14 protein-coding genes are annotated in these 16,967 nt (G+C 53.2%); 2 read left to right on the top strand and 12 right to left on the bottom strand.

What is annotated here, in order from left to right; all coding sequences use genetic code 11:
• Positions 1 to 10: 10 nt before the first annotated feature.
• From HV243_RS04685 to HV243_RS04660, 6 genes are all read right to left on the bottom strand, one after another.
• Positions 11 to 961: a carbamate kinase family protein gene (locus tag HV243_RS04685; protein WP_016154295.1), complete on the bottom strand. Its 951-nt coding sequence runs from the start codon at positions 959 to 961 to the stop codon at positions 11 to 13.
• Between the two features lie 26 nt (positions 962 to 987).
• Positions 988 to 2,538, bottom strand: coding sequence for a hypothetical protein (locus HV243_RS04680; RefSeq protein WP_016154296.1), 1,551 nt, complete (start codon positions 2,536 to 2,538; stop codon positions 988 to 990).
• Positions 2,539 to 2,655: 117 nt separating this feature from the next.
• Entirely contained in the window at positions 2,656 to 4,074 is a 1,419-nt protein-coding gene (locus HV243_RS04675) for a DUF1116 domain-containing protein (RefSeq protein ID WP_053389726.1), read from the bottom strand.
• On the bottom strand, positions 4,074 to 5,621 hold the full coding sequence (gene fdrA, locus HV243_RS04670; protein WP_016157393.1) for an acyl-CoA synthetase FdrA: 1,548 nt from the start codon (positions 5,619 to 5,621) through the stop codon (positions 4,074 to 4,076). Before fdrA ends, HV243_RS04675 begins: the two co-directional genes overlap by 1 nt.
• The gene (locus HV243_RS04665) at positions 5,599 to 6,387 is read right to left on the bottom strand and encodes a DUF2877 domain-containing protein (protein ID WP_047414397.1); all 789 of its coding nucleotides are present in this window, start codon (positions 6,385 to 6,387) and stop codon (positions 5,599 to 5,601) included. Before HV243_RS04665 ends, fdrA begins: the two co-directional genes overlap by 23 nt.
• Before the next feature lie 126 nt (positions 6,388 to 6,513).
• Positions 6,514 to 7,119 (bottom strand): ankyrin repeat domain-containing protein, encoded by a 606-nt coding sequence (locus HV243_RS04660; protein ID WP_053390191.1) that lies wholly within the window; start codon positions 7,117 to 7,119, stop codon positions 6,514 to 6,516.
• Positions 7,120 to 7,510: 391 nt separating this feature from the next.
• Between HV243_RS04660 and HV243_RS04655 the strand changes: the two genes are divergently transcribed.
• On the top strand, positions 7,511 to 8,440 hold the full coding sequence (locus HV243_RS04655) for a LysR substrate-binding domain-containing protein (RefSeq protein WP_016154301.1): 930 nt from the start codon (positions 7,511 to 7,513) through the stop codon (positions 8,438 to 8,440).
• A 42-nt stretch (positions 8,441 to 8,482) separates the two neighbouring features.
• Here the strand turns inward: HV243_RS04655 and HV243_RS04650 are convergent, their stop codons facing one another.
• The 6 genes from HV243_RS04650 to pgaA form a co-directional block, all read right to left on the bottom strand.
• Positions 8,483 to 8,755, bottom strand: a complete 273-nt coding sequence (locus tag HV243_RS04650) for a GNAT family N-acetyltransferase (RefSeq protein WP_016157396.1) — start codon at positions 8,753 to 8,755, stop codon at positions 8,483 to 8,485.
• An 11-nt stretch (positions 8,756 to 8,766) separates the two neighbouring features.
• Positions 8,767 to 8,997, bottom strand: coding sequence for a 4Fe-4S mono-cluster protein YjdI (gene yjdI, locus HV243_RS04645; protein WP_016154303.1), 231 nt, complete (start codon positions 8,995 to 8,997; stop codon positions 8,767 to 8,769).
• An 82-nt stretch (positions 8,998 to 9,079) separates the two neighbouring features.
• Positions 9,080 to 9,586: a poly-beta-1,6-N-acetyl-D-glucosamine biosynthesis protein PgaD gene (gene pgaD / locus HV243_RS04640; RefSeq protein WP_049041934.1), complete on the bottom strand. Its 507-nt coding sequence runs from the start codon at positions 9,584 to 9,586 to the stop codon at positions 9,080 to 9,082.
• Positions 9,583 to 10,917, bottom strand: coding sequence for a poly-beta-1,6-N-acetyl-D-glucosamine synthase (pgaC, locus tag HV243_RS04635; protein WP_016154305.1), 1,335 nt, complete (start codon positions 10,915 to 10,917; stop codon positions 9,583 to 9,585). Before pgaC ends, pgaD begins: the two co-directional genes overlap by 4 nt.
• Positions 10,914 to 12,935 carry a poly-beta-1,6-N-acetyl-D-glucosamine N-deacetylase PgaB gene (pgaB, locus tag HV243_RS04630; RefSeq protein ID WP_016157399.1) on the bottom strand — a complete coding sequence of 674 codons (2,022 nt, stop codon included), beginning with the start codon at positions 12,933 to 12,935 and terminating at the stop codon, positions 10,914 to 10,916. The genes pgaC and pgaB overlap by 4 nt, the downstream gene beginning before the upstream one ends.
• A gap of 9 nt (positions 12,936 to 12,944) precedes the next feature.
• On the bottom strand, positions 12,945 to 15,407 hold the full coding sequence (gene pgaA, locus HV243_RS04625; RefSeq protein ID WP_016154307.1) for a poly-beta-1,6 N-acetyl-D-glucosamine export porin PgaA: 2,463 nt from the start codon (positions 15,405 to 15,407) through the stop codon (positions 12,945 to 12,947).
• Positions 15,408 to 16,356: 949 nt separating this feature from the next.
• Here pgaA and HV243_RS04620 point away from each other — a divergent pair.
• The gene (locus tag HV243_RS04620) at positions 16,357 to 16,893 is read left to right on the top strand and encodes a GNAT family N-acetyltransferase (RefSeq protein WP_047414402.1); all 537 of its coding nucleotides are present in this window, start codon (positions 16,357 to 16,359) and stop codon (positions 16,891 to 16,893) included.
• Positions 16,894 to 16,967: the final 74 nt, after the last annotated feature.

Below are 16,967 nucleotides of genomic sequence, written 5' to 3'. Positions count from 1 at the left end.
ACATTTCCTCTCAGGAATGGACAATATGGGTGCCCGTTTCGCCGCGCAGTGCGGCCGGCAGGCATTCCGGCGTGGTGATGATCACTCGCTTACCGCCACGCGCCAGGAACGCCAGACTGGCAACAATTTTGGGTAACATGCTCCCCGGCGGGAAATGTCCCTCCTGCATGTAACGGGTCATCGTTGCGACATCCACCTTATCCAGCGCCTGCTGGTTGGGTTTGCCAAAATGAATACAGACCTGTTCGACGCCGGTGGTGATCACCAGAATGTCAGCGCGGATCTCCTGCGCCAGCAGAGCCGTGGAGAGATCTTTATCAATCACCGCATCCACGCTCTGATAATCCCCCTGATCGCTACGCACCACCGGGATCCCGCCGCCCCCCGCGCCAATCACCACAAAACCTTGCTGGGTCAGCGTTTTGATCGCCTCAGCCTCGACAATACGCTTAGGTTCCGGAGAGGCGACGACCCGGCGGTAGCCGCGTCCCGAATCTTCAACAAAGCGCCAGCCCGGATTGACCCGCTGCAGTTCATCGCGCTGCGCTTCGCTAAAGAACGCGCCGATAGGCTTGGTCGGGTTAGCGAAGCCCGGATCGTTTTTGTCGACCTCCACCTGCGTGACCACCGTAACCGCCTTCTGCTCACCGCGCCGCGCCAGGCGGTTGTTCAGCGCCTGTTGGATCAGATAGCCGATCCCGCCCTGCGTATCGGCGACGCAGTTTGCCAGCGGGGTGAGCGGCAACCCTTCACGCTCATGCGCGATTTCCGCACGCCGTAGATCCAGCCCCACCTGCGGCCCGTTTCCGTGCGTCAGCACAATGTTGTAGTCCGATGCCAACATCTCCAGCACCGTATCCGCCACCGCTTTCACCGCTTCAGCCTGGTGCTCAATCGACTGGCTGGCGTTATCTTTGATAATACTGTTGCCGCCAATGGCAACGACCACAAGTTCTTTCATAGTGTTATCTTCCGCTTACAGGCGATTCAGGTCGTTTTCGTCGGTTCCTGCTCAGGCGCAGTCACCGCTTCACGGCTATCAAGAACATGCTTGAGGACAAACATGCCGCTCATCATCAGGTAGGCCACAACAAACATCATCGAACTGCCTTCTGCAAAGCCAACCGCCGGAGAGTGGATCACACCAAACAGCGATAACAGCGCGCCAAAAGCTGCGGCAATCGCCCCACGCAGCGGCTTATTCATAATGGCGAAGATAGCGACGCAGCCCCACAGCATACTGGCCAGCGGCGCGCCGCTTCCCAGATGCACCAGCCCATCGTAATAGACACCTTTGCTGTGCAGCAGGTCGCTGCCCAGTTTCCCCGCGGATGTTCCGGCGGCGCCCATCACGCTGTTGACGATGGTCAACGCCCAGTTAGCGATCCACGGGAACAAGCAGATAAAGATAACGGGAACCTCGACTTTGGGCGTCTCTCGCACCACCTGGTTGGCGGTCACCACGCCGATAAACACCAGAATCGGCACTATCGCAGTCATCGGAATAATCGCGAGCATAAACGCCCCCAGCCCAAACAGCGGTACCAGGAACATGGTGATGCCTGAAGCGAGGGTATAACCGATGCTGGCCCCCATCGCTTTCCAGCCCGCATGCCCAACATATACGGTCACCGGGAATGGGTTGCCCAGCATGCAGCCGAGCATGGAGGCAAAACCGTTCGCCATCATGACCTTACGGGTGTTGTACTCATCACCCGCCGCATGCGCACTTTCAATGTTCTCAAGGTCAAAAATGTAGTTCGCCAGACCCAGAGGAACCGCAGAAGCCAGGTACGGCAGCGCGTGCGGCAACCCCTGCAGGAAGCTGTCGACATGGATTTCCGGCGGATTGAAGCCAAAGGAAGACATCGAAGATTTAATGGCTTCCGGGCTTTGCAAACCGGAGATCCACGCCAACGCTGTACCGGCAATCAGCAGCAGCAAACCGGTGGGGATGCGGGCAAAAATCGGCTTCTTACCGAACCAGTTAATGAAGATCAACAACAAGACGATGAAAGAGACGGTCGGCGCTTCAAATGCCTGCAGCATCGGGTTCATCGCCAGCAGCAACAGTCCCAGACCGGACAGACAAGAAAGTAATACCGTACGCGGGATCATCTTGCGGATGGTCTCGCCCAAGAAGGAGCCGCCGACCAGGATCAACGCTTCCACAAAGCACCACACCAGGGCTATCTGGATAGCAAAGTTGGCATCTTTGGTTTGCTGATATACCGGCATTAGCACCAGGAAGGTCACGGTAAAAATTGACGGTGCGCTCGGCCCGGACGGCAGCGCCGTCACGTCTTTACGCCCGGTGTGCTTTGCCATCTGCAGGCCAAACCAGGCGTAGCAGACGCTGGCCACCAGCACCGCCAGACCAAAGGCAGGCGCAATGCGACCATAGACAATTTCGGTAGGGATCCCGACGACAAAAATGAGCAGCCCCATCATTGTCAGCAGGTTAGTCAGGTTGTTGGTCATCAGCCCAAAGTAAGCAGCCCAGTCACCACGTTTCCATTCTAGTTTTATGCTGTTCATGGAATATCCTTAACAGGTTAAGCATCGTTTGCGATCCCGGGGATCGCCCAGCCCTGCAGGTAAGCAACGTTTTTTGCTTCGCTACTGTGGGGCTAACAGCGTTAGCCCCGATTGTTGTTATTGGCAGTAGCGGTCGCGCCAGTTGAGGATCGCCTTTTCAAAACAGGCGAACGGCGGATGGACTATTCCGGCGCCGATCATGCCGATCCCCGCATCTTTGTGCGCAATTGCGGTGTTAATCACCGGCAGAATGCCGGTGCTACCCACGCGCGTAATGTCGATAGCGGTCGGTACGCCCATAAAACCAAGTAACGGAATAGTAACGTTGGGGTTTTCGCCGAGAGTGATTTCACGCATCTGGCGAGAGAAATCGACCGCCTCTTCAACCGTACCGCCCACCAGCGCCACGATGGCCGGTGCCGTGGCCATGGCAAAACCGCCGATGCCGTAGGTTTCGGTAATTGCGCTATCACCGATATCACGTCCGGAATCTTCGGGCTTATAGCCCGCAAACATTGGGCCAATCACCTGCTGCGCCGGACCGGTAAACCACTGACCCGGTAAGCCGCTGATGCGCAGACCGAATTCAACGCCGTTACGCGCCATCGTCGTGACTACGGTGCTGTATTCGATCCCGTGTGCGACGTCCATTGCGGCTTTACACATCGCCATCCAGGTCGGTCCGGAGAAGTAATCGCTGCTGAGGACGAACTCGAATACCTCACGCTGCTGCTCAACCGGATAGCCGGTCTGAATAATCCACGGCGTCAGTGCCTGTATCAGTAGCGCCGTCCCGGCGTTATTGCGGTTATGACACTCATCGCCCATGTGCAGCGCCTGCGCCAGCATCAGGCGCAGATCGATTTCGCCCGCCAGCTTCATGGCGTCGCGCAGCATCGGTCCCATCACATCGCGCATCCAGTTCAGGCGATCGATAACGCTCTGATCGTTCGCGCCCATGCGCAGGATCTTCGCCATCTGCTCGCTCATATTGGTATATGCGCGGTTGCCGTAGGTTTTGTTCTCGACGATGTGCATAAACATCGACGCCGACGTCACACCCGCCATCGAACCGACACAGTCATGCTCGTGGCACGGTGAGAAGATGATTTCACCCGAGGCGGCCAGGTCGGCGGCTTCATCCAGATCTTTTGCCAGCCCTTCAAACACCAAAGCCCCGGTGACCGCGCCCTTCATTGCGCCGCACATTTTTTCCCAGCAGATGGGCGGTCCGGCGTGCAGGATGGTGTGGCGGGTCATGCCCGGCACGACGTTGATCGCCTGGTCATAGCCAATCAGCACCGGATGCGACTGGATAATGCGTTCCAGCGCCTGCTGGTTAGCGGCAGCGATTTTGTCAGCCAGCGGCGAATCGGCAATTTCGTCCAGTGCGGCCACGACCTGCATGTTGCCCTGGCCCGGCGGCGTCCAGTCGAGCTGGGTCACGGGAACATTCTGCTTTTTCAGGTCATCGCTGAACATCGCGATGCCGACGTTAATCACGTTCAGCGGCTGGTTAAACAGTGTCTGGCTCATCAGGCTTCCTCCCCTTTACAGATAAATTCACGCGCCAGCAATCCGGTATTGGTGCTACTGCTCGCCCAGATCACGCCTGCATCGGTCAGCATCTGGCACTGTTTTTCCAGCGACGGCGTATCGAGATCGGTTCCCAGCACGTAGCCGAGGATCTCAAGCGGACGCCCCTCTGCGGCGGCGATCGCTTTGGCTTCGACGATCGCCTCGATCATCACGCCAACCGGATCTTCATGTGATCCATATCCAAGAACGAAGTCCATAACGATCACGCCGACTTCAGGATCGCGTGCTTCCTGCAACAGACGACTAATGCGGTTGGTTGGATCGATCATCGGGTGCGGTTTACCGTTGGTAAAATCGTCATCTCCGAAATCAAGGAAGGTATGTCCCACGCTGCGGTTGAGATCTGTCAGGCGAAAAGCCGGATCCGGATGAATGTTGCTGTAAACTTCTGCATGTTTTTCCATGGCAGCAAACATCGCCTCATCGCACAGCGTGCCGCCACAGAACAAGCCGCGAATGTACTTTTGCTGCGGGGTCAGGCGGGCGCGGACCTCTTCAATCAGCGGCCAGTTGAGCGGATGCAGATCCAGACTCTCTTTTTTCACGCCAGTCAGCAGTACCGCTTTCAGCGCCGCCTCTTTAGTGCCGCGTGCAAACAGCAGACCGTTTTCATCCGCAGGCGCGGCTTCACGTCCGAGGAAACACACCACGACGGGCTTATGGCAGGCGCGCGCACGTTCCAGCACCTTGCGCGCCACTGTTGGCGCAGGAGGTTTGGAGATAAGCGCGATGATCTCGGTTTGCGGATCGGCCTCCAGCATACCAATCGCGTCAAGCATCATCAGGCCGCCAATCTTTTCGCTCAGATCGCGTCCACCGGTGCCAATCAGTTGGGAAATCCCGCCGCCAAACTCGTGAATGCGTACGCTCAGCTCCTGGCTACCGGTACCGGAGGCGCCAACAATTCCGATGTTGCCGCGACGCACCGCATTGCCAAAACACAGCGCCGCGCCGTTAATAATGGCGGTTCCGCAATCGGGCCCCATCATCAGCAGCCCTTTTTCATGCGCCAGCTGCTTGAGCGCCAGTTCGTCTTCAAGAGAGACGTTGTCAGAGAACAGCATCACGTTGAGGTTATTTTGCAGCGCCTGACGCGCTTCACGCGCGGCAAACAGACCATTGACCGAGATCACCGCCAGGTTGCTGTCAGGAACATGCTTCTTCGCACTGGCAAGCGTGGCATAGCGCGCTTCATGCTGCCCCCCCTGCTCTTTATGCGTAAACAAGTCTTCAATCGCCACCAGCGTCTGATCGTTCGCCGCCTCGCTGGCACCTTTAATGACAATCATCAGGTCGCCACTTTTCGCCTCTTCAAGTTCAGGCGTGAGCAGACCGAGATTCTTCAGTACGCCCTTATTCATTTCTGTCGCCATAGCCACGAACGCCTGCTCAACGCCATCGAGCTTATTTGCGCGTGTGGAGATAGACATCAGTGAGACAGAATCAAAATACGTGTTCTTTTTAACAACTATCCTGATCGACATAATTCCCTCCGGACCTGTGGCTCAGGGCGCAGGCATCCGCCATGCCATACAGCATGTCGCAGCCAGAACTTGAGCCGATATTTTTAATGTCAGTAATATATTGCGTAGAAACGGGTTGTTGCTCAGTAATAATATGGTTCAGCAGCCGTCCGACGCTTTCCCGATAACGTTGATGAAAGGCTTCCTCTAGCGTTATTTTGCTGAGTAGCGTGGTATTATTTCCGGCACGTTGTAAGGCTGCTAAAAAATCATCACGATATTTCCCCAGCGGATGTCCAGGAATAAATAAAATAGTGCTTAAACCCACTAAATAGTCATCAGATGAGGGCGTCAGACCAATCCCCAGACCAATTAAATGGCTGACCGCTGTAGAGATATTTTCTCCTGTATGCAACGCCGCCAGTAATGTTTGTCGGCGATTAAGTAATTGGCGGGTGATTTCCAGATAAAACGGGTTATCCCCCTGGTACAGAAATAATGTGTCAGCGCTTCTTAGCTGTTGGCGGATAACCTCTTCCCAGCGCAGCCAGCGGATTGCAGCAAGGCTTATTGCATCAAGCCTCCACCGTGGTATGCGCCACGGCAGACAACCGGAAGTTTCTATCCATTTATCGTTGCCAACGGCTATCCCCGATTCGGTAAAACTGACTCTCTCACCGGGGTGAAACAGTTCTTCACAATGCGTCAGCGCCAGCCGACAGCTGTTAGGCGCGTTATCACAACCTTCACTCAGTAACGTCAGCAACCGCTGCTGTTCAGGTATCAACAGGTTTACCGCGCGGGAAAAAACCTGTTCAACCCGTCCCGTTCCCCGGAAAGCGAGAAACGCGCCGTCTGCGGTTAGCGCCCGTACGCATCGCCGTGATGGCGTGGCGATAGTGGCGCTCCTCTGTCAGGCTCCGGCCGCAATCAGCAGCTCGGCAATTTCGTGGTATCCTTTCTCCCGCGCCAGCTCCAGCGGGGTTTTACCGTATTTATCCGTCATGTGCGGGTTTGCGCCATACTCGAGCAGCAGCTTGACGATTTCCTGCTGTTTCGCGCCGCCGTCATTAAGCACGATGGCTTCCAGTAACGGCGTCCAGCCGACAAAGTTGGTATGATTAACATTGATATCGGTACGCAGCAGCAGTTCGCGCACGATCTCTACATGACCTTTTTCGCTGGCTGGCGTAATACCGACGCCGCCAAAACGGCTCAGGCAATTAAGATCGGGATTGGCCGGTAATACGGTACGCAGCAGCGTTAAATCGTTAGTCAGACAGCTAATCAGGAATGGATTAAAACAGGTTTGATCCTGTTTATTAATATCGGCACCGGCAGCAATCAATAAAGAAACACAGTCATAATGTTTATTCAGGCTGGCAATAATTATGGCAGTGCGCCCCTGGCGGTTAGTGGCATTAATATCCACATTTTTTGCCAGGCAGGATTTTAATCCATCGGCATCACCCTGCTCTGCCGCCAGCAGAAATTCAGTAATGAGTTCTTTCTCTGACATAATCGCTCTCCTGCAGTTTTTTAGACTTTTTAAATATCCGATAAGTTGAGAATAGCAACAGAGTGCAGAGAATAATATCCGCTTAAATTTCATTCATCGTAAGCGTGTCGATTATTGAATCAAATTTAACAATGAGAACAAAACGTGCTGTAGTGCAATCTTTTCCTTATGACAGAGCCGCTTTTAGCCATTAATCAGTTGTCAGGAAAATCAGGCGTGATGCTACACGGATAGCGGCCTGCAATTAATATACAGAAGTGTGATTGCCTTCAAATCAATTGTAAAACTAGTGTTAAATTCTGTTCAAAACTGATTGCTCTGCATAAGGATTACAAATACATTCAACAATCATCGCGTCGCGGATGTGCGTTTGTCGCCGGAGGGGAGGAAGATGAATTCAATTTTTACCGAGGAAAACCTGCTGGCATTTACGATGGCAGCCCGCTACAGCAGCTTCAGCAAGGCGGCTGAGGAACTTGGCTTAACCACATCAGCAATTAGTTACACCATTAAGCGCATGGAGCTGGGGCTCGACGTGGTGCTGTTTACCCGCAGTACACGCAGCATTGAGCTGACTGAGTCCGGACGCTATCTGTTTCGCAAGGCGACCGACCTGCTCAACGATTTCCACGCCATCAAGCGCAGTATTGATACCATTGCTCAGGGCATTGAAGCCCGGGTACGCATCTGTATTAATCAACTGTTGTATACCCCTCAACATACGGCACGACTGCTGCAGGTACTCAAGAAACAGTTTCCAACCTGCCAGATAACCGTCACCACCGAGGTGTATAACGGCGTCTGGGATTCGATCATTAACAACCTCGCCAACATCGCTATCGGCGCGCCGGATACGTTACTGGACGGCGGGGGGATTGATTACACCGAGATCGGCGCGATCCGTTGGTCGTTTGCGATTGCCCCGGATCATCCGCTGGCTTTTATGCCTGAACCAATTTCTGAGAGCCAGCTGCGCCTGTACCCGAACATCATGGTGGAAGACACCGCGCACACCATCAACAAGAAGGTTGGCTGGCTGTTACACGGACAGGAGTCGATTCTGGTTCCTGATTTTAATACCAAATGCCAGTGCCAGATCCTGGGTGAGGGCATCGGTTTTCTGCCGGACTATATGGTACGCGAGGCGATGGAAAAGTCGTTGCTGGTCACGCGGCAGATCCACAACCCGCGTCAGGATTCAAGGATGCTGCTGGCGACCCAGCATTCGGCCACCGGTCGTGTAACCCAATGGATTAAAAAAGAGTTTGGCCCACAAGGTGTATTGACGGGAATTTATCAGGATTTGCTGCATCGGGAGTGATGCGCCGGACGGCGGTCATGCCTTCCGGCGTACGTAAGATTATCAGGCGCGAATATCGTCATACTCGCGGGTTTTATCAAACTCATGTTTGGCAAACGGGCACAGCGGAATAACTTTGCGGTTTTCGGCGCGCATTTTCTCCACCACCTTCGCCACCAGCAGTTTACCGACTCCCTGGCCTTTCAGGCTGGGGTCGACATCGGTATGTTCAATGATGCTCAGATGCTCACCCGTCGGCACGAAGACAATCTCGGCAACCTGATTGCCTTCGGCATCGTTAACATAAAATTTGTTGTGGCCTGCAAGAATTTCCATGGTCCCCTCACTCATTTCTGGCGATATTTCAGCGCACCGCTCGGACAGGTATCAATTACTTTAATGACCGTCGCGACATCCACTTCATCCGGAATGATCCACGGTTTACGTTTCAGGTTAAAAAGCGCTGCGCTTCCCCGTACGCAGTTGCCCGAATGTTGACATATCGCCGTATTGAAGTAGACGTCAATCTTCTCGCCGGTATAGGCCCGGTAACCGGCATCCAGTAGTTCCTTATCCACGACATTGCCTCGCATTTTTTTATTGTCTGGGTCTAATCATAGACCTGTGCGAGGCTGAAGGAAGCAGCTGAAAGTAGAAATATCACTCAGGCCTTTTCTGCCACGACGGCTGCGGCTCAGGCGGCAAATACTCCAGCATCGCAGGCGTCGGCGGCGGTAGACGGTTATCGGCGATGTCCCTGTCCACATCGATATGACTGATTTCACCACTTTCATGATGGTGAACCGTCAGCACCCGCGCTTTGTTCAGCTCTGTCACCAGTTCCCGGGTAATACGTAAACTTTCCGCCAGCTCATGATCTTCCAGTCCGGGCCTGCGACTGCGACGTTCCACCCGAAAACGAAACTGGTTGTACTTCGCCCAACCAATCAGCACCAGTCCGTTGACCAGCGCGACAAGGATGTAAAACGTGACCGTATCCAGCGTGGTGAAAAAGGGTCGCACGCCTATATAAGGTGAGTGCGCCAGAGCGGTGATCAGCCCTTTATAGATCAAATATAAAAAGCCAACCCAGGCAAAAAGCGTTAACAGCACGTCAATGATGCGCGGCAGCAAACGCTGCTCCGTAAAGATCAGCGGCTGGCTCATGATTCGATCCTCCCAATTCCACGATCGGGACTCACCCAACGCGCCCTGCCGCGTTTGCGTTTGAGCATTACTTTCGGGAAAGCGACCAGCGTGGTGAACAGGCTTAACATCCAGTACACCACCGGGAACCAGATAATCCAGAACAACGACGCGCCAATGCCTTTTTCATAGCGCCGCTCAATCATCAGACTCACCGCAAACTGCAGCAAGCACACCACGCCGAGGATTAGCCCAGTAAAGGCCGGCGGGAACAGATGTTGTACATACAGCGAGTCCGGCATCGGGATCATCAGCCCTAACAGGAACAGCACGATACTGATCGCATAGGCAAACGCCCAGGTGGTAGAAAAACAGAACTCAAAAAACAGCGGCCACATACGGCGATATTCCCATGACCACAGGCGGCGCATGTTCACGATAAACACCTCCGCACCGCCTTGCGCCCAGCGCAGTCGTTGTTTCCATAACCCTCTTAACGTTTCAGGCATCAGGATCCAGCACAGTGCGCGCGGCTCAAAGAATATCGACCAGTGGCGCAATTGCAGCTTCCAACTGATATCGATGTCTTCGGTGATCATGTCCGGGCTCCAGTAACCGACCTCGGCCAGCGCGCGACGACGAAACGCAGCAACCACGCCGGAAACGGTAAAGATCTGCCCATAAACTCGCTGAGTGCGCTTAATCAAGCCGATAATGGAAGAAAACTCCCCGACCTGCACCCGACCGATTAAGGTGGAGCGGGTTCGAATACGTGGGTTCCCGGTCACCGCACCGACGCGCGGGAACTGGATCAGCGGCGCCACAATATAGGCAACGGCATCACGGTCCAGTAACGCATCGCCATCAATACACACCAGGTAATCACTGCGCGCCGCTGCTGCCCCGGTCTTGAGCGCCAGCGCTTTGCCCTGGTTTTCAGCCAGATGAATCACCCGCAGACTGGGGTATTCCACCGCCAGTTGTTCCAGCACGTCGTGGGTGTCATCCGTTGAACCATCGTTGATGGCAATCACTTCAATATTTTTATATCGCTGCGCCAGCGCGGCCTCAATGGTTTCGCGCGCATTGATCCCTTCGTTAAAACAGGGGATCAGAATGGAAACCAGCGGATTCCCCTCCAGCGTCGGTGGCGGTGTGTCATCTCCCCATTTCCAGTGACGCTCACGGTAGAACCAGAAATAGACCCCGCCGCTTATCCACAAAGCAGACATAAACAAAGGCCAGAAGAAGACGAAGTTCAACATCACTTCACCTGTAAAGATGACCGCCACGCCAAACGGCAGGCTGAACATCAGGCAAAGTATCAGGAAAGCAATTATGCGATCGGTCATTTTTGCGGGTACCAGTATGAGGAGAACGTCGAGCGAATCTCTGACATCTCAGGTTTGTCGCTGATGAAATCATCCGGGTAATAGCCGTAGTTACCTGCACCGCTTAATTTCAGCTGGCGCATCCATTCGGCTATTTGTTTTCCGCTGATTTCAGCCTCGTCCCCGGATTTACGCCAGTCTCGTGCCTGTAGTTCAAACACGGTTTTGTCCAGCGCGCCGGGCGTTTGTGCAACGGCATTCACTAATCTGTCGAGCCAGGCGTTGGCATCATTAGCCGGGATCTGCTCCATGAAAGGCATCGCCATCGGTGCTGTCCAGTCATAGGTATTGAGGAAATCATTCAGGTTCTGCGCAAACCAGGCTTCACTCTCCGGCTCTAGTACCGGCATCGCGTAAATATTGCGCGCCGTTTGCACCTGCGGACCGCGAATATTACGCACCGCCTGAGTCAGTTGTTTGGTGAAGTCGATCAGCACCTTACTTTTCAGTCGCGTCCAGCGCTCGAACGCCTGTGGATTGCTACGGATTTGCTCAATGCTTCCGGGAAGCCCTGCGGCGCGGTAGGCAGCCAACGCCTCCGGTGACGCGTCTTCAAAGTCCGTCAGGAAAGCATCGTCATGGAACAAAATCCCTTTGAAGCTGGCGTGTTTGGCCAGGTCTTCATAGATTTCAGTGATGCGCTGACGCGCTTCGCTGCTCCAGGGGGACAGACGGACATAGTTCTCGCGGTTGATCGCTGTACGTCCCGTTTTCGGATCCCAGGCGGTTACGCGTGGGATGGAAGCGTCGAGATCGAAAGCCAGAACCGGCATCCAGGCATACACCGTCACCCCTGCCCGCGTTTGTAACTGCCAGGAGATATAGTTAAAGAGGTCGGCACGCATCGGCAGCCAGCGGTTAGGGAAATAGAGCTCGCGAATATTTCCGTCACCCTGCGGATCGGCGTAGGCCTGCAGGAAGACATGAGAAATACGCATGTCATAAACGCGCTGGATAAGCTTGTCGATGTTTCGCTTCTGCTGAGCAGGGTCCTTGTCATACACGTAATCCAGATCGACATGCATCACGCGCATCGTCTGCGGTTCACGTACCTGAGCGACCTGGCTGGCAAAGCGCTTAAGAGAGGGGTTATCAGAGATTAGCACGCGCGGGATGTCATCAAGAAACGCGGCATTCGCCAACCCTTCGTTGAGCGTGAAGGCCATCTTATAGCCATGCTCTTTAGCCAGGTTTAACGTTGTGCCGTTGGCTGCCCCGTAAGGCCAGACCCACGCGCGCGGTGATTTCCCGGTCACCGATTTGATCTTGTTGGTGATGAGAGAGATATCCGCGTTTATACGGCGCGTGTACTGTTCATCCGTTTCGTAAGTGCCGGTTTTCTTATCATACAGGCGGTTCGCCACCGCCGGTTCTTTACTTCCCTGCGGGTTGGCTTGTGCACCGAAATGCGAATTCCAGGTGTGCGCACCGACTTCCACCAACGGTGATTTGCCCATCTCTTCGACCATTTTCCAGGTGGCGAATTTATCTCGCGCCGTCATTAAGCCGCCAAAATCGACTTTTTTGTTGGCGGGAGCATCAACCCAACTCCCCACCGGCGCCCAGAGCGCAGGCCAGTTATAGGCTTTCAGCAGCGGCCAGACGCGGGTATAAAAACTGCTATATCCGTCATCAAAGGTGAGTAATACCGCTTTTTCCGGCAACACGATTTTACCGTCATGGGCGTCCAGGATTTGCTGCACGCTGATCGGGTTATAGCCATTATCACGCAGCCAGGCCATTTGGTCGCTCAACGCGCTGGTGCGCACAGAAAGATAGCGTTGGTCGGCGGCACCATCCTCGACATCGTGGTAGCCGAGCACCAGGAAGCTATTTTTCGGCCACGGATGATCCGCCGTCAGCGGCGTTCTCTCTGCGGGAGGAACGTAGCGAGGCGTTGTATTGTGCGCGCTACTGCACGCGGTAATCATCAACCAGCCAGCGATTAATGCGCTAAGCCACAGGCATCTTTTCAGCATGAACAATCCTTAAAACCTGACATTTAAATCGAAAGCGAGGGAGATATTCCGCTCACGTTTACCGTCGTAGGGGCGTTTATCCCAAATCAGCATCACCCCGCCATCTACGACGTTGTTCCATTTGAGCCGTTGTCCGTATCCCACCTGAACGATGGCACCAGCGTCCTGGCCTTGCTGCCAATAGCCACCTACGCCAGCCAGACCTTGCTGCGTCCACACGGTGTCATAATGGCGGTAAAGAACCTGCTCCGCGCTCAGACCCGGTACCACGGAAAAATCACTCTTCGGGTTGTAATACGGCACATTCTCTTTGGTGTTGGTGCTCCCGCCGATGCCCGGGGTAAAGTCCAGGGTGAAGCGCGGCGTTGTCCACATGCGCTCTTTTCCGCTGAGTCCGTATTCGATGCGATCGTTACCATCTGAGAAATGTGATGCGGCAAACGACAGTTGATATTCACGTCGTTCGTTTTGATACCAGCGAACAAACATATCGCCGCCGTTGGCATACACGCCGCTACGCAGCGCGCGCAGTGGCGTATTACGCGACAAGCGCTCGGCCGAACCGCCTACGCGCCAGTTGTCATTGAAGTCATGCCAGCCGGAAAGACGACCGCCAATTTTCTGACCATCGCCATAATTTCGGCCAGAGACTTCCATTTCTGCCCAGTAGTCGCGGGAAGTCCATTCCGCCCCCGCCGCCAGATCGCGGCTGATGCCTTTACCTTCCTCAAATTCGCCAGTAGCAAAGTTGAATCCAGTAAACAATCGCCAGTTGTCGTTAATTGGCGGACTGTAAATGGCAGTATTGATGTTGAAGTCATTCTTACCGCTGACCGGGCTATCGGACGAGATCCCTTGTGTGCCGCTAATGCGCACTTCCGACATTTTGTGGACATCACGAATACGCGCGAGGCGCAGCGTCGCTTCATCATCCGGGCTACGAGCGATGACATCATCCGTCAGTTCATCGGCCTGCCTCCATTCCTGGAGATCCAACGCAACATAAGCCTGCTGACGTTCCAGTTCCAGGTTACTTGGCTCAATCACTTCCGCCAGCTTCAGCTCTTTCTCCGCCGCATGCGGCAAGCCACGTGCTTCAAGAACGGAGGCATAAGATATGCGCAGCCCCTGGTTACCTGAACCTGTTCGCGCCAGATGCTCTGCGAGCTTTTCAGCCTCAGGTAGTTCATTGGCAGCAATATAATATTGCGTCAGCATCGACTGTCCGAGCAGCCAGTTATCGTTAGGCTGCGGCGTTGGCGAACCATAGATGCGTCGCAGGTACGGACTCTCTTTGATTAAGTTTTCGGCCTGTTTTTTAGCGGCATCAAAGTTTTCATTATCGATATGCGCGTAGAACAGATCCTGTTGATCCTCAGGGCCAAGCGGCGTAACGGGAATCGGTCCATTCGGGTAGTAGATGCTCATCAGCATCGCTTCGGTTTTTTCTGGCTGGCGTTCGCTTAACCATGCCGATGCTACCCAGCGTTTTGCGTAGTTTGGCACTTCGCCGCTCGCAGAAAGCGATTCGTATTCCTTAATCACTTCAGACGTTCGCTTACGAACCAGCAAAGCCCCCATGCGGTCAATTCTCGCCCGACGGACATCATTCTGCGCGGACGGCTCATCCTTCCAGGCAGCCAGCAACTGGTCATAGCGGGCCAGCGCTTTATCCGCCACGATAAACCGCTCTTCTTCATTACGTGCGGACGTATAGGAGGAACGTACCATTTCGGCGGCCGCATCAAGCTCAAGGCGGCGCTTCACAGGATCTGCCGTAGGCACTACCTCCGCCATATTTAAGGCGGGCCCGGAAACACGGTTTGCTGACAGAGCAGACAGCAGCGTAGATTTTGCATTTTTGTTGCCAGGATCAACGTCATCCGCCTGGCTGGCAACCAACAGCGCGTCCCAGTTTTTTCCCTGAGAATGATATACGTAGGCAAGTAGTGCATCGGAGTCAGCACCCGGATGTGCCTGTGCCCATTTATTCGCTTCAGTAAGGGCTTGCTGATTGTAGCGAGCATCTGCCAACGTCATTATCCAGCCGGTGCGTACGTCAACGTTGTCAGGCTCTTCCTGTAAAACGCTTTCCCATACCGCCAATGAATCATTCCAGTTTTTCTGGTTACGGTACGCACGTGCAGCGGCGACTTTGCCGCGTGCAGGCACATCCATCTGCCCACGATAGCGCTGCCAGATTTCAATAGTGGCTTTATCGTTGTTATCAACCCAACTGGAAACTTGCAGCCAGTCGGCAACCTGATTTGGCGTTAGCGCGCTTTGCTTTCCCTGATCCTCTAGATAACGCAATAACGGTGCACTATTACCACCCCGCGCTTCAATAACCAAAGCGTCATAATCTGATGTCGCTGCAGAGATTTGCATAGGGAAAAGAACGCTTGCCGTAAATAAACAGCTTAAAGACTTAAAACGTTTAATGAAGTTGGCATGTCGACGCATACTTAACATATCTGCCCTTATAACTTACATCAGAGTAAAAATAAGCGTTTTCAATATATTACAGTCGGTTACTAACGATACCCGACCATGTAAGATGCACTGCCGCTTATTTTGCAATAGGGTTATGAAGCAATTAACTCTTTCGTCTTATTGACTACCCGCGCCTCGCCCTCTAATCGTGGGAAAGCAGGCGTAAACTCGAAAATTTTATCACTCAGCGTAGTTCGTGGCTATGCGATACGAAAACTCTTAGACAAAAAAGTATTTTAGACTAAATAATCCTAATACTCTTGGGATTGAATTCTGGATTTAGATTAAGTTTGCATGACGAAACCTTGTGACGATGATAACTATTGCTGGTTGGCATAGCTACACCGCGCAACTGTTTGCATGGTAACTATTGTGTGCGGATAGAGAAAGTTCTGATAATAATGCCCCTGATAACAACAAAGCTCACAATGTAAATAATATAACCTAATTTTAAGTTTCGAACAGGGTCGATAAAATGAAATTAAAGGTACAGTCATAAGCAGAACTAAGTACAGTAAAAACTCAATAAAATCAAATGACTTCTTGACCTATCCTTGAAATCTACCAAAATTGGTATTTTGGTATCCGCCATAATACGTGCGCGAAGAATTGTGCATTGCTCAACTCGCTAATGTATTTACCAACCTTGCGTATTATTGACAGTATCAACCCCACTCACTTTACCCTTACAATTTGAAAGCTTATTTGCATTGAAAATAATTTATATACCCTAAATAATTCGAGTTACATGAAGGCGGCAAGTGAGTAAATCCCCAGGAGCATAGCGAACTATGTGACTGAAGTGAGCTAGCGTAGCCAACGCACATGCTTCTTAAAGAATGACGGGTATAGACGCATAATTTTTTGCACTTACCTTCCCTCCAGCCTTTGAGGTAATTTGGACAAAGATGCCAATGGGAGCTGGTCAATGAAAATCGTTAACGCTGAAAAAAAACACATCCCCGCCATACGCGATATCTACGCCCATCATGTTATTCACGGTACCGGCAGCTTTGAAACTGACCCGCCGGATACCCGCGAGATGCAGGATCGTCTGGAAAAAATCCGCAGTCTGGGACTGCCGTGGGTTGTCGCATTGCAAGAAGATAAGGTCATCGGGTATTGCTATCTCACCCGCTACCGCGAGCGTTATGCCTATCGCTATACCCTCGAAGATTCGATTTATATTGACCCGACGGCACAGCGTCAGGGGGTGGGAAAAGCGTTGCTACGCCATGTAATTGAGTGGGCTGAAACGCAGGGTTATCGGCAGTTGATCGCTATCGTCGGCGACAGCAATAATCAGGGATCGCTGAAAGTCCATCAGCAGGCCGGATTTACGAAAATAGGCACGCTGACGAACATTGGATTCAAGCATGGGCTCTGGCTTGATACGGTATTAATGCAACGCAGCCTGGGTACAGGTAACAGTACGCTACCAGCGGATTTCGATGCCGCTATTTAACATCGCTAAGGGATGACTTCAGGATACTGTCTTCTGGTAGCCCTCAGACAAACAGAACCACAATCAGGTATAAC

Origin of the sequence: Citrobacter sp. RHBSTW-00599 (assembly GCF_013784065.1) — a bacterium.
In the GTDB taxonomy this organism is placed as follows: Bacteria; Pseudomonadota; Gammaproteobacteria; order Enterobacterales; family Enterobacteriaceae; genus Citrobacter; species Citrobacter braakii.
The sequence above is the reverse complement of the archived record's forward strand: the minus strand, read 5'-3'. Positions and strand labels throughout refer to the sequence as shown.